Below are 13444 nucleotides of genomic sequence, written 5' to 3' on the forward strand. Positions count from 1 at the left end.
CGGCACTCCGGTCTCAGTTTTGGTCTCATCCACCCTCCGGGACTCCGAGGATCAGGAGGACGGTCGCAGCGGTGTGGCAAGCGTCATGGAGGCGGCCGTCTCGTACACCCGCGTCCCGGAGAAGCCGCTTCCAGACGTGAAAGTCGGTGGGGGCTCAACGGCCCGCCGATCGGCGAGGCGAAGACGTACCCCTTGCCCTCCCAGTCCGCACCGGCCGCGATCCGCCAGCAGACCATGCGCGCGACGGCCGCGGTCACAGAAGTAGACCTTGCCGAGGCCCTCGGCGGCTATGTCCCACAGCTGCGGCCCGCTGACGCCGGCGTGTCGCGCTGGACGCGCTGAAGGTGGTGGTCCGGGTGCGGGACGGGGGCCCGGCGGATGGCGAGGAGGGCGACGTCGTCGCCGAGGTGTCCGCCGGTGTGGGCTAGCAGGTCGCGCTCGATGCGGTGGAGCAGGGCCTCGGGAGGGTGGTCGGCCCACTGGGCCGCACGTTCCGCGTACGGGTAGAAGACGCCGTTTGGGTCACGGGCCTCGGCCACACCGTCGGTGTACAGGAGCAGCGTGTCTTGGGGAGCGAAAGGCAGGGTGTCGACGGCGTGGTTGTCGGGGTCCGTGACGCCGACGCCGAGTGGGGGTGCGGGGTGGAGGTGGGGGATGGTGACGGTGTTGTCTGGGCCGAGGAGCAGGGGTGCCGGGTGGCCGCAGCTGGTCATGCGGGCGATGGGTTCGTTGTCGGGGATCTCAAGCAGAAGGGCGGTGACGAAGCGTTCGCCTGCCTCTGTCTCGGGTTCGAAGTCGGCGAGGTAGCGGGTCATGCTCCGCTCGAGCGCGGCGGCGAGTTGCGGCAGGGAGGCGTGCTGGTGAGCGGCTTCGCGGAAGGCGCCAAGCAGGAGGGCGGCCTCACCGAGGGCGGGCAGGCCCTTGCCCCGTACGTCGCCGATCATCACGCAGACCGTGTTGTCGGTGCGGGTGGCGGCATACAGGTCGCCGCCGACATCGGCCTCCTCCTCGGAAGCCAGATAGAGACAGGCGAGGTGCAGCGGGCCGAGCCGACTCGGCAACGGCCACATCAGCACGTTCTGGGCGGCCTCGGCGACCGACCGCACCTGGGCCATCTGGCGTGCGCGCCGGTCGCGCACTGCACACAGGAACACGATCAACGAGGTGATCACCGCGATAGCGATCACCTCCACCACCACGTTCCGCGAAGTCAGCCATCCGGTGCGCCAGCCGCTGACCACCTCGCCCGCCATGGCCAGGACCCCGATGCCGCCCGTCGTCCAGGGGCCCGCGAACCACGCGGTGAGCGTGGGCGCGACCACCAGCAGGGGGCCGAGAACGATGTGTGGCCCACTCACGATGTCCGTGGCAGTGATCACAACGATGAGCACAACAGGGATCAGTAGCAGCAGGTGGCTCGGCTGCCACGGCTGCCCGAAACCCACACGTCCCTGCCTGGAGCCCACGCCTTCCACACTGCACCGCTACGGATCGCCCCGCGACCGCAGGAGACCGATGACAGCAGCCACCACGCATCCTGATCAGGCTGGCGTAGGCGAAGCGTGGCCGATACGAGAGGCGCCGTACCGTGGCGCGGCGTGGCATTGCCCCTGGCGTGCAGCCGGACAGTCCGACATCAGCCGCTGACATCAACGTCGCCGGACGACGGCGGATCGAAGCGGCGCTCCTCCACCCGCGGCCCAGACGTCCCTGGCGTTCAGACTTCGCGGGCCTGGCGGGCAATGCACCGTTGTCGCGTAAGGGCTCCGGCCCCGACGCCAATCGCTGGGCTGCCGGTGCCCGAGCCGGCTGTGACTCGGCCTGGTCGCCGCCGCTGGCTCTGGTCGACGGCACACGCCGAGGCGGCGCCACGGCTGCTGGGCCGACCCGGCGGCGGCGCGGGCCGCCATGCGCAGCATCGAGGAGTCGACGCGGGCCGCGCTGGAGGACCTGGACTACGTACTCGGAGTGCTGCGCGAGGAACAGTCGGGGACGGCGCCGACCCGGACCCTGGCCGACCTCCCCGAGCTGCTGGACCGCCTGCGGCACGCGGGGGCGGTGGTGGAACCGGAGCTGTCGGGCGAGCTGGCGCAGGTGCAGGGGACGCTCTCCCGGGCGGCGTACCGGATCCTCCAGGAGGGGCTGACGAACGCGCTGCGCCACGGGGCGGGCGGCCCGATCGAAATCAAGGTGGCGGCCGGGCCGGACGGACTGGATCTCACGGTGGTCAACCGGACCGGGGCACGGACGGGCCCGGGGGCCTTCCCGACCTCCGGCCACGGTCTGCCCGGACTGGCCGAGCGCCAGGGCGACGGCCCACCGCGCACCCTCCTGAGCAGCCGATCCGTGTGGCTCATGGCTTCGCGCCGCGTGTCCTGCACAACGTCCGTCCCGGGCCCGCCCCGACGCCGGTCAGGGACCGGTGATGGACTTGATCGTGCCCGGGTGGGTGGCCCGCTGCCAGATCACCGTGAACCGGGAGCTCGGGAGGCTTCGACCTGCGGTACCCGGCCGTCCGACGTGAGCGTTCTCGTGGTGCCGAAGGTGCCGGAACGGCTGACCAGGCGGGCGCTGCTCTTCGTGTAGCTGTACGGGATCGTTGACGTGGGGACGACGGTGTGGAAGACCAGCATGCCGTCGCCGTCGTCGGCGAGGGCGAGGTCGGGCCGGTCGCCGAGACCGAGGGTGGTGACGGTGCCGCGGGTACCGCCCGCTGACAGCCGACGGCCGAGCAACTCAAGCTTGCCGCTGCTGTTGTAGCGGGTCCACACGATCATCGAGTCGCCGTCGAGGTCGGTCGCGAGGGCCTGGTGGAAGCCCACGTTGTCCGTGGAGGCCGAGATGCGCAGGGGGCCGCCAGCGTGCCGGTGCGGCTCCAGCGCGAGGCCCAGACCTGCGGGCGGGCACCACCGCCGGAGTGGTAGCTGATGACCGCGTCGCCGTCCCGGTCGACGCCGACACGCACCATGCCGAAACCGCCGTACGACGCGATCGACGAGGTGAGGACCTTCGTCGCGGAGACGGAGTCCGGCTTGATCCGCCGGGCCACGGCCTCGGAGCCGCGCACCCAGGCGACGACGAACTGGCCGTTGCGGTCTACGCCGATGGCCGGCTTTTCGGCCGAGCCCGAGCCGAGAGTGATGGGTGCGCCGAGCGTTCCGTCGAGCTTGAGGCGGCGGGCGACCGCGTACGAGCTTTCGTCGCGGATCTCCGTCCACGCCGCCATCGCGGTGCCGCCCGGCGTCACGGGCCCGGACCCGCCGCCGTGCCTCTGACGGATTCGGAATGATCAACCTGCCGTTGTGAAGAGACGTTCGACTGCTTACAGTTGGCCCCTCATCCACCCGCCGTGTCATGTATCCGGCGGGTGCGTCTTCTTCACTGTGGGGAGATTCATGCGCAAGCGCGCAATCTTAGCTGTGCTCGCCTCCGCCTCCGCGCTCGGCGGATTCATCGGCCCTGCCGCGTACGCGGACGAGACCGTCGGCGACATCCAGATCACCAACGTCTCCGTCAACGGCGGCAAGAGCATCGCTGTCGGCCTCGCCGACAAGACGGTCACGGTTTCGGTGACCGCCACCGATCCGTCGGGCATCTGGGACGCGGACTTCCACCTGTGGCGCGGAACGGATCCCAACAACCCTGGCGGCTACATCACGCCGGATGAGGACACCACCCCCGCGGACTGCGTGGCCTCCAGCGCGACCACCTCCACCTGCTCGAAGACCTTCACCTTCGAACCGGGCTGGTGGCTCACCAACGCCGACGCCGGAACCTGGAAGGTTGGAGTCGACGTATGGGCCAACGACGACAGCTGGACCCAGCGGGACGCCTACGCGACCACCCGCCTCCAGCGGTTTTCCAAGCTGACCGTCAACGCCGGTCCGGAACCGATAGCCAAGGACAAGACCCTCACGATCACCGGCAAGCTCACCCGGGCGAACTGGGATACCGACGTCTACGCGGGCTACACCGCGCAGCCGGTCAAGCTCCAGTTCCGCAAGGCGGGCACCAGCACCTACACCACCATCAAGACGGTGAACACCTCCAGCACGGGTGACCTGAAGACCACGACCACCGCGTCCGTGGACGGCTACTGGCGCTGGAACTTCGCCGGCACCTCGACCACCCCGGCCGTTTCGGCGACAGGCGACTACGTGGACGTGCAATAGCACTCGATGGCCGGGTGGAGTCGGTCCGGCCTCGTGCCGGGCCGTCTCAGTTTCCGCCGCGGCCCATGTGTTTCCGATACGCAGCGACAGGATTCAGCCCTTCGACGCACGGTACGCTCCCTCAGCCGCCTCGAACTCGACCCGCCCTACCTCGAAGCCTGGTGCCACCTACGAGGCGACGAGCGCGTCTTCACGCTCTCCCGCATCCACAACGTCATGCCGACGTAATCCGGCGCCGCGCCCTGGCCCTCACCCGGCTCCGGGCCGCCGCCGATCAGGGTGCCTTCGACCTGGAGCTGTTCGAGGACAAGAGGACCTACCGGCGGTGAACGCGGCACAGTTCCTGATCGACACCAGCGCCATTGCTCTCACCGGGCAATACGTCGAAGGGCCCCACCGCTTGCGGTGGGCCCTTCGACATTCGCAGTCTCAACGAGACTCTTGGGAGCCCTCCGGGCCGCTCTCGTCACGTTGACGCCCGGCCCTGTCCCTGGAACACCCGCGGGACAGGGCTCGCGGGCGCGCAGAAACACGCTGCTCTCGGCCACGAACCGCGGCGTAGCGAACGACGGCCTCCTCGCAGGGTGAGCGCCGCACAGTTCCTGCCGCCGGGTCTGCCCCGGCCCGGCATTACCTGCACGGTAATCGATACTCCGCACGCCGGCTGGAACGGTGGTCTCACCCGGGCGGGGCGCGCTGCGCACCCAGGCCGGGTCGGGCCGCAGCAGGCAACAGGGATCAAGAATGGGGTACCGCCATGGTGGCAATACAGCGGGCACGGCGCACGAAGAAGACGACACTGGGGCAGACCGGACTGCTCGCAGCGACAATGGCCGCCGGGTTGTCCTTCGGCGCGGTGGCGGCTGGACCGTCCGTGTCCGCCGCCGCGACCCCCGCGGCGGCCGCAGCCGTCTCGCAGGAGAGCGGATGCGCGGGGGTCCAGGAGAAGGTCGAAAGGCTGGAGGGCCGGATCACCCCGAACGCGTGCGCGTTCATCAAGCGGCAGATCGCCTTCGGTGAGATACCGACCGGCACACCGCCGGCGCTGGGCGATCTCAACCACCCGAGAGTCAAGGCCTACCTGGACATCTTCGACGACGAGTCGACCCTCTGGGAGGCGGGCGGCGACCCGCAGCGCGGACACACGGCGATCGGCGACTCGATCACCAGATCGCTCCAGTTCGCCCCCGACCTGCGGTACCGGGGCACCTCCGTGGTGGCCGACGGCGCGGTGATGATGTTCGGCCAGCAGAACGAGGTCACGATCAAGGGACACAAGGTGACCTTTCCCCAGATCGCCCGGAACGTGCTCTCCGACGACGGCAAGACGATTCAGGCGCGGCGCTACTACGACCGCTACGAGCTGGTCAAGCCGATCGCCCCCGAACTGCGGCCACTCTTCAAGGGGATCGCCGACGCGAATCCCTCGACCCGCAGAGGGACCGGCGGTGCACCCGAGCGGTTCCGGGCCGACGAGATCACGGCCCGGTTGGCGGCATGGAACAACGGGGACGTCTCCGCGCTGGCCGGCCGGATGGGGAACGCCCGGCTGACCGCCCCGGGGCTGTCCCGGCCACTGAGTACGAACGCGGGCAAGACCGCGTACCTCAAGAGGTTCTTCGATCACGCGGACGTCCAGCTGAAGGCGGGCCAGGTCGCGTTCGGCGGGACCACGACCTATGTCGAGTGGCACGGCACGGTAACCAGCGAGAAGGGGGCTGACGTCCCCTTCGGGATCGTCGAGCGGTTCGGCCCCGGGGGTGAGTGGGAGCTCTCCTTCGACACGCTGCCACTGATCGCCGACAAGGACCAGATCGGTAAGCTCTTCCAGCGACTTACCCAGCCCTGATCCCTCCGCCTCGGCATGGTCGTGGAAGGCACAGCCCACAACCTGATCCGAGGTCAGCGGTTCACTCTCCGGGCACTTGAAGGCCCCGGCCAGGAATCCGGCCGGGGCCTTCTGCGTTGTGCGGTCGTGGTGAGGATGTCTTTACGCCTCCAGCGTGATGTTGTGGTTCAGGCGGAACAGGTTGCCGGGGTCGCAGCGCCGCTTCATCGCCGTCAGCCGGTCGTAGTTCTGTCTGTCATCGGCTTGGACGCGATCCTCGTCGTCCTGGTCGGACCCGCCCGGCGTGGTCGGTGGCGGCAGGACAGGACAAGAACGACACCGACCTGCTGCGCGGCATACTCGACCGCCACCTGCCCCGCCAACGGCGGCCGTCCGCCCCGGCACTGAGGTTCGGTAGGATCCGCGGGTCGTCGTACCGGGGAGGGATCATGGCCGAGGGCCGCAGCACCGAAGGCACCAACAACGGCGCGGAGACCTCCGACGTCGTGGACGAACAGACCGCGGTCCAGCTGGTGTACCGGCCCCAGTCTGCCGACGCACTGGTCGGCCTGCGGGTCCGCGAGCGGATCAAGCGGACCGGGCTGCTGCTGCGGGGCGTGTTCCTCGCACTGTGGGTAGGGCAATGGCTGCTCGCCGCCGTGGGCCGTGGGAGTATCGACGTGGTCTCGACCGTTCTGGTCCTGTTCGTCACCCTGGTGGTGTGGGGGTACCCGCGGCTACAGGCCGCCCACGTGCAGCGGATCATCGGATGGCAGGGCGAGTACCGCGCCACCGTGTCTCCGGCCGGGATCACCTGCCGTAACGACCACAGCACGTTGGTCCAGAAGTGGTCCGTCTTCCAGGGGTACCGGGAGACGGCCGGCCACTTCGTCCTGCTCAGCCGGGACCCCAACATCATGTGGCTCGGTGTCATGCCCAAGCGGGGGGTGCATGAGGCCGGGGACCTCGACCGGCTGCGGGCCATCCTGGACCAGCACACCAGTCGCGTGTGACACACGTAAAAGGCGCCCAGCGCGGGACAGTCGATCCGACGGCGTCCGCTGCCGCATGGCTCTCCACCGCGCCGTCTCCGCACGGAAAACTCCCCCTTGTTTGTCACTGTCATGCCATACGCTGCCCGGTAGCAGCCGCGCCGCGCGCGTCACCGCACGTACGCGGTCACGTCCGGGTGCTGCGCGGCGCTCTCAACTCCCGGTCATCCACCGGGTTTTCCTGTGGGGGTAGAACACTGTGCGCACGCGCAGCATCTCGACCGCGACAGCGCTCGCGGTCCTCTTCAGCTCGGCGGTACTGAGCGTCGCCGCAGCCGGTCCCGCGTCGGCGCTCACCGCGACCGTCGGCTCGCCCGCGGGCATCGTCGTCGACGGCGTCGGCCAACGGGTCTTCGTCGGCGACGACACGAACGACAGGATCATCGCCGCCGACTACAACGGCAACCTTGTCGACTCGGTGAGCGGCATCGCCGGGATCTTCGACCTGGCCCTGTCCGACGACGGCACCACCCTGTACGCGGCGGCGCGGCGCAGCCACGAGATCGTGGCCATCGACGCGGCCACCCTCGACATCAAGGCCCGGTACCCCGTGGCCACCGGCATCGGCCCGCTGTACGTCGAATTCGCCGGCGGCAAGGCCTGGTTCACCTACGAAGACCAGTCGGACGGCGACGGCAACCTGGGCTCGGTCGACCCTGCGGTGGACCCGGCCGGCGGGACCGACCCGGTGACGCTCGGGCAACTCCCGGGGGATTCCGGAGTCGGGAGCCCGGCGCTCCTCGACACCGACCCGTCCGCGCCCGGACTACTGGCCGTCGGCGCGACCGACTTCTTCGACCCGGCCAAGGACCTGATGGCCGTCGTCGACGTCTCCGGCGCCACACCCCAGGTGACCGCCTGGCACAACGGCGACTACTCGCTGAACCACGTCAGCGACATCGACCTCGTGCCCGGCGCCCCGCAGGTGCTGGTCGACGGCACGGACCGGCACTCCTACGCGGACGGGAAGTTCACCGCCGCCGGCGCCTACCCGGCCGGGCAGCGCGCGGACATCGCCCCGAACGGTCTGGTCGCCCAGATCAGCGGCACGAACGTGGCGGTCTACCGGCCCGGCGCGACCAAGCCCATCCGCACATACACCGCCGACACGTCCGCCCTCGCCTGGGCCCCGGACGCCTCCCGGATCTTCGCGCTCGTGAGCTCGCCCAGCGGCTACACCCTCAAGGCGCTCACCGACCCGGCGCTCAGTGTCCCGACCCTGACGCTGAACGCCCCCGCCACCGCCCCCCGCGCCACGAAGCTCACCGTCACCGGCAAGCTCTCGGCGACCGTGCCGCTGCCGGCCGGCACCAGGCTGGCAGTCACCCGCACCGACCTGGACAGCCCCAGCGGCAAGGCGCTGCCCGCCGTCACGGTGAAGGCGGACGGCACGTACAGCTTCACCGACACCCCGCCGGCCGGCGGCACGGTCACGTACCAGGCCACCTACGCGGGCGACGCCGAGCACACGGCGGCCAAGGCGTCCGACAAGGTCACGGTCTCCCGTGCGAAGCCGACGCTGACCCTGAACAAGAACGGCAATGTCTACAACTACGGCGCCGACGTCTCCTTCACCGCGCACCTCGGCTCGACGTACAAGAACCGCACGGTCGAGATCTGGGCGAACCCCTTCGGCGGCGACAAGCCCAACAAACTGCTGAAGACCGGGACGGTCAACTCCAGCGGCAACATCTCCGCGACGGTGGACATGACGCGGGACACGGAGATCACCGCGGTCTTCAAGGGTGACGCCCGCTACGCGCCCAGGACGGTGAAGTCCACGGCGTACGCCAGGGTCAAGGTGTCCACCGCCGTCTCCAAGCACTACAAGACGGCCAAGATCGGCTCGACGTCGTACTACTGGTTCCACAAGAGCACCGACCCGCTGCTCACGACGACCATGACCTACTACAAGGGGCGTAAGCAGCGCTTCGACCTGCAGGTCTACTCGGGCGGAAAGTGGTACTCCGCCGGCTCGCAGTACTTCGCGCTCGGCACGAACGGAAAGTCGGCCGTACGCCTGGAGGCGCCGGGGACGTCCGGGATCAAGGCGCGCATGCGATCCGTGTACGTCAACGGATCGTCCGGTGACACGGTGAACACGACGACGTACGGGTCCTGGAAGTACCTGTACTTCTCCAACTAGGCCGTTCCGCCCGGATCACCTCGCGGACCCGATGTTTCATGAAGGGCCCCACCGCTCGCGGTGGGGCCCTTCGATGTTCGCTGCACGGCGACGGGACGCGCCCCCGTCGCCGCGGAGCTTCGCCCTGTCATCGACACCCGAGGCGGGCATGACGACCGGCGACGCTGCCGCAGCCCAGCCCGATGCAGCCCACGGGAAGAGTTCTTGATGGCTTCTTCATAGGTCCTTCATAGGAGCGGTCCTACATTCCTTCCCGTCCGGCCACGACGGGGGCCGGACGGCGACCCAAGTGTGAGGAACCCATGAGGATGAGTTCGCGTCGGCGGTTCGGGGGCCGGCTGGTGCTGGCCGGGATGGCGTCGGTGGTGGCGTTGGTGGTCACCGGCTGCGGAGGCGGCGGGAACGGGGGGACGAGGTCGCGTCCGCGGGAGGCGGCAAGACCGGCGACAAGGCGTCCACAAGCGGTTCGAGCGAGTTGGCCGAGTACGTCGAGGCGCAGCGCACGTGGGTCACGTGCCTGCGTGGCGAGGGCCTCGACGCTCCTGATCCTGATGCCAAGGGCAAGGTCGACCTCGGCGACCAGTCCAAGTGGAAGCGCGACCCGAAGGCCCTCAAGGCACAGGAGAAGTGCGCGGACCTCAGCGTGCCCGTCCCGGAGAGCGTCGAGAAGGCGCAGCAGCCCGAGCTCTCCAAGGGAGAGATCCGGAAGAACCAGCAGTACGCGCAGTGCATGCAGGAGCAGGGCGCCCCGGACTTCCCCGACACCGGTGCGGACGGCCACTTCCGTGACGTCACATGGGATTCGACATCGACGGGTGCCAAGCGGGCCACGCGCGCCTGCGCCTCGATCATCGGCATCCCGGACGACGCGCCCACGCCCCAGGGCTGACGGGACGAGCAACCGTGGATGTCATGAGGGATGCGGGACAGGGGCGGGCAGAAGGTGAAGACGGGGCGGACGACCGTGCCGACGGCAGGAGAACGGGGAGGCGCAGGCGTGGCCCGCTCCTCATAGCGGCCGGTTTCTTTCTGGTCGCCGTGGTCAGCACGGTCGGAGCCCTGGGGCTCGGCGGAGGCGGTACGGACGACAAGGGCTCCGCGCCGGGCAGAAGCAGCGAAGTGGTGCAGGTGACCCGGGACACGCTGACCGATCAGACCGAGGTCGACGGCCAGCTCGGCCATGGCCCGGAGGTTCCGTTCCAGATCAAGGCGGAGGGAACGGTGACCTGGCTGCCGGCGACCGGCAGGACGGTGCGGCGCGGGGAGAAAGTACTGCGGGTCGACGACCGCCCGGTGGTCCTGCTCTACGGAAGCCTGCCCATGTACCGCGACTTGGGAGTGACAGAAGCAGAGCCTGAAGGCGACGTCGCGAACGGTGGCAAGGACGGTCAGGACGGCGGCACCGGGTCCGGCCAGGACAGTGGCAGCGACAGCGGTGCCACGGGCGGCGGCGCGACGAACGCCGACAGCGCCGGGACGGTTCAAGCAGCCGGGACACCGCGGCAGCCGACGCCGCTGCACGGCATGGACGTCAAGCAGTTCGAGAGCAACCTCAGCGCCCTCGGCTACTCCGGCTTCACCGTGGACGAGTCGTACACCGCGCTGACGGCCAACGCGGTCAAGCGCTGGCAGAAGGACCTCGACCTGCCCCAGACAGGCAGGGTCGGTGCCGGCGACATCGTCTACGCGCCCGGCGCTGTCCGGATCGCGGGCACCAGTGCGCTGGTCGGAGCCGCAGCTTCCGGCAATCCGCTCACGTACACCACCACGTCGCGCATGGTCACCGTGAACGTGCCTGCCACGGACACGAATTGGGCTCAGCGGGGCAGCGAGGTCGCGGTGGACCTTCCGGACGGGCGTTCGGTCAAGGGCGAGATCGCGAGCGTGGGCAAGGATGCGTCGTCGTCCGGCGCCTCGGGCGGCGTGGACGGCGCGGGAGGGGGCGGCGCCGACGGTGGCGGCGGCTCGGCGGGCAAGGCGGCCACCGTGTCCGTGGTGATCACCTTCGATGACCAGGACGCGCTGGGCAGCCTGGAGAGCGGCCCGGTGACGGTCCGCCACGTGGTCAAGGAGCGCAAGGGGGTGCTGACCGTTCCGGTCGCTGCCCTGGTGGCTCTGGCCGAGGGCGGCTACGGCCTGGAACTTGCCGGAGGAAGTGAGGACGGTGGTGGCGGAGACAGCGGTGCCGGCCGCTTCGCGCCCGTGAAGACCGGTCTGTACGCGGGAGGCAAGGTCGAGGTGAGCGGCCCCCGGGTCCACGAAGGCATGAAGGTGAGGATCCCCGAGTGACCTCGCCTCCAGGCATGCTCGATACCCCTGTCGTCGAGTTCACCGCCGTGTCGAAGACCTACCCCGGCCGTGTATCGGCGGTCAGCGGGGTCGACCTGGCCATCCCGTACGGAGAACTGGCCTGTGTCGTCGGCCCTTCCGGGTCGGGCAAGTCGACGATGCTCCATCTGATGGGCACCCTGGACAGGCCGTCCAGCAGCCGGATCGCCATTGACGGTCACGAGATCGCCGAGCTGTCCGACCGTGAGGTCTCCGCGCACCGAGCACAGCGGATCGGCTTTGTCTTCCAGCAGTTCCACCTGGCCGTCGGCGTGCCGGTGCTGGACACGGTCGCCGACGGCCTGCTGTAAGCGGGCGTGCCCTTGCGGGAACGCCGGCGCAAGGCCGCGCAGGCACTGACCCGAGTCGGGCTCGACCACCGGCTCGACCACCTCCCCCACCAGCTCTCCGGGGGCGAACGGCAACGGGCCGCGGTCGCCCGCGCGGTGATCGGTGAACCGGCCCTGCTGCTCGCCGACGAACCCACCGGCAACCTTGACTCGGCCTCCGGCGCGGCGGTCCTGGAGCTGCTGCGGGAGTTGCACGCGGCCGGCACCACGGTGGTGGTCATCACGCACGACCGGGAGATGGCCGAGGCGCTCGACCGGAAGGTGGAAATGCGCGACGGCCGGATCGTGGCCGACAGCGGTCTCCCCCCGGTGCCCGGCACCGGAGTTCCGAAATGAGCCGCAGGCGCCGGGCAGCCGTGCTGCGCCCCGCCCGGCTACGCCCCGCCGACATCGTCCGGCTCGGTGGGACCGGGCTGCGGACCCGGCCGCTGCGTGTGTTCCTGTCCGCGCTGGGCATCGCGATCGGCGTGGCGGCGATGGTCGCCGTCGTCGGCATCTCCAGCTCCAGCCGGGCCGAGGTCGACCGCAAACTCGACCAGCTGGGCACCAACATGCTGCGCGTCGCCCCGGGGCAGACCCCCGAGGGCGAAACGACCCGCCTTCCCAAGGAAGCGGTGCCCATGATCGGGCGTATCGGCCCGGTGCAGCAGGTGGCGGCGACCGGCACGGTCAAAGGCGCCGCGGTCTACCGCAACGAGCATGTGCCGGTCGGGCGGACCAGCAGCGTAGAGGTCGCCGCAGCCGGGTCGCAGCTGCTGCCGGCGATCGGCGGAAGGGTGCGTACCGGCCGGTGGCTCGAGTCGGCGACCGAGGAGTATCCGGCCGTGGTGCTCGGCGCTCAGGCGGCCCGGAGGCTTGACGTCCAAACGCCGGGGACGCGGTTGTGGCTGGGCGGGAAGTGGTTCTCCCTGGTCGGAGTACTCGAACCGATGCCGCTGGCGCCGGAGGTCGACAGCTCGGCGCTGGTCGGCTGGCAGGCCGCAGAGACGTATCTGGGCTTCGACGGCCACCCGTCGACCGTCTACGTGCGCGCTCGGGACGACCAGGTGGCGGCGGTGCGGGGGGTGCTCGCGGCGACGGCGAACCCCGAGAAGCCAAGTGGCGTGCTGGTCTCCCGGCCCTCCGACGCGCTGGCCGCACGGGAGGCCACGGAGTCGGCGCTGACCGGACTGCTGCTCGGCCTCGGCGGGGTCGCGCTCCTGGTGGGCGGGGTCGGCGTGGGCAACACCATGGTCATCTCGGTGCTCGAACGCCGCCCGGAGATCGGCCTGCGCAGGGCGCTCGGCGCCACCAGCGGCCAGATCCGTGGCCAGTTCGTCTCCGAATCGCTGCTGTTGTCCGCACTGGGCGGGCTCGGCGGAACGGTCCTCGGCACGGCCATCACCGCCGGGTACGCATACGTACGAGAATGGCCGACCGAGGTGCCGGTGTGGGCGGCGGCAGCCGGGATCGCCGTCACGCTGCTGATCGGGGCGATCGCCGGGCTGTACCCGGCGGTGCGGGCCGGGCGCCTGGCGCCCACACAGGCGCTCGCGGGTTCCTGACCCCACCGCAGCACCCCGGGCCGG

At 70.0% G+C, this 13444-nt stretch carries 11 protein-coding genes and 3 pseudogenes; 10 read left to right on the forward strand and 4 right to left on the reverse strand.

All coding sequences use genetic code 11. The features are described from left to right. Positions 1–34 precede the first annotated feature (34 nt). Both OH809_RS20655 and OH809_RS20660 read right to left on the reverse strand, forming a co-directional pair. Positions 35–203: pseudogene (locus OH809_RS20655) on the reverse strand (site-specific integrase); the annotation flags it as partial. 84 nt (positions 204–287) lie between these two features. Next, positions 288–1379: a PP2C family protein-serine/threonine phosphatase gene (locus OH809_RS20660; protein WP_406421028.1), complete on the reverse strand. Its 1092-nt coding sequence runs from the start codon at positions 1377–1379 to the stop codon at positions 288–290. A gap of 529 nt (positions 1380–1908) precedes the next feature. Here OH809_RS20660 and OH809_RS20665 point away from each other — a divergent pair. Then, positions 1909–2586 (forward strand): sensor histidine kinase, encoded by a 678-nt coding sequence (locus OH809_RS20665; protein WP_406421027.1) that lies wholly within the window; start codon positions 1909–1911, stop codon positions 2584–2586. Between the two features lie 187 nt (positions 2587–2773). Here OH809_RS20665 and OH809_RS20670 read toward each other — a convergent pair whose 3' ends face one another. Then, positions 2774–3247, reverse strand: a complete 474-nt coding sequence (locus OH809_RS20670) for a hypothetical protein (protein ID WP_406421026.1) — start codon at positions 3245–3247, stop codon at positions 2774–2776. Positions 3248–3395: 148 nt separating this feature from the next. Between OH809_RS20670 and OH809_RS20675 the strand changes: the two genes are divergently transcribed. From OH809_RS20675 to OH809_RS20685, 3 genes and pseudogenes are all read left to right on the forward strand, one after another. Next, a complete protein-coding gene (locus OH809_RS20675; RefSeq protein ID WP_406421025.1) occupies positions 3396–4172 on the forward strand; it encodes a calcium-binding protein in 777 nt (258 codons plus the stop codon). 230 nt (positions 4173–4402) lie between these two features. Beyond that, positions 4403–4501 (forward strand): annotated as a pseudogene (locus OH809_RS20680) (type II toxin-antitoxin system VapB family antitoxin); the annotation flags it as partial. A gap of 428 nt (positions 4502–4929) precedes the next feature. Then, positions 4930–6021 (forward strand): hypothetical protein, encoded by a 1092-nt coding sequence (locus OH809_RS20685; protein ID WP_406421024.1) that lies wholly within the window; start codon positions 4930–4932, stop codon positions 6019–6021. Between the two features lie 141 nt (positions 6022–6162). On the opposite strand, the gene OH809_RS20690 is transcribed toward OH809_RS20685, so the two are convergent. Next, positions 6163–6405, reverse strand: a complete 243-nt coding sequence (locus OH809_RS20690) for a BBE domain-containing protein (protein ID WP_406421023.1) — start codon at positions 6403–6405, stop codon at positions 6163–6165. Here OH809_RS20690 and OH809_RS20695 point away from each other — a divergent pair. The 6 genes and pseudogenes from OH809_RS20695 (at position 6312) to OH809_RS20720 (ending at position 13420) form a co-directional block, all read left to right on the forward strand. Beyond that, positions 6312–7013, forward strand: coding sequence for a YcxB family protein (locus OH809_RS20695; RefSeq protein WP_406425488.1), 702 nt, complete (start codon positions 6312–6314; stop codon positions 7011–7013). The genes OH809_RS20690 and OH809_RS20695 overlap by 94 nt on opposite strands. A 238-nt stretch (positions 7014–7251) precedes the next feature. After that, on the forward strand, positions 7252–9198 hold the full coding sequence (locus OH809_RS20700; protein ID WP_406421022.1) for a YncE family protein: 1947 nt from the start codon (positions 7252–7254) through the stop codon (positions 9196–9198). Between the two features lie 475 nt (positions 9199–9673). After that, positions 9674–10087, forward strand: coding sequence for a hypothetical protein (locus OH809_RS20705; protein ID WP_406421021.1), 414 nt, complete (start codon positions 9674–9676; stop codon positions 10085–10087). A gap of 23 nt (positions 10088–10110) precedes the next feature. Further along, entirely contained in the window at positions 10111–11487 is a 1377-nt protein-coding gene (locus tag OH809_RS20710; RefSeq protein ID WP_406421020.1) for a peptidoglycan-binding protein, read from the forward strand. A gap of 14 nt (positions 11488–11501) precedes the next feature. Further along, positions 11502–12212: pseudogene (locus OH809_RS20715) on the forward strand (ABC transporter ATP-binding protein). Continuing rightward, a complete protein-coding gene (locus OH809_RS20720; RefSeq protein ID WP_406421019.1) occupies positions 12209–13420 on the forward strand; it encodes an ABC transporter permease in 1212 nt (403 codons plus the stop codon). Before OH809_RS20715 ends, OH809_RS20720 begins: the two are co-directional and overlap by 4 nt. Positions 13421–13444 lie beyond the last annotated feature (24 nt).

The organism is Streptomyces sp. NBC_00873, from assembly GCF_045207415.1.
GTDB lineage: Bacteria > Actinomycetota > Actinomycetes > Streptomycetales > Streptomycetaceae > Streptomyces.

Coding starts and splice junctions, on each gene's coding strand:
- OH809_RS20665 (WP_406421027.1), top strand. CDS start 1,909: ATGCGCAGCATCGAGGAGTCGACGCGGGCCGCGCTGGAGGACCTGGAC.
- OH809_RS20710 (WP_406421020.1), top strand. CDS start 10,111: ATGAGGGATGCGGGACAGGGGCGGGCAGAAGGTGAAGACGGGGCGGAC.
- OH809_RS20720 (WP_406421019.1), top strand. CDS start 12,209: ATGAGCCGCAGGCGCCGGGCAGCCGTGCTGCGCCCCGCCCGGCTACGC.
- OH809_RS20685 (WP_406421024.1), top strand. CDS start 4,930: ATGGTGGCAATACAGCGGGCACGGCGCACGAAGAAGACGACACTGGGG.
- OH809_RS20675 (WP_406421025.1), top strand. CDS start 3,396: ATGCGCAAGCGCGCAATCTTAGCTGTGCTCGCCTCCGCCTCCGCGCTC.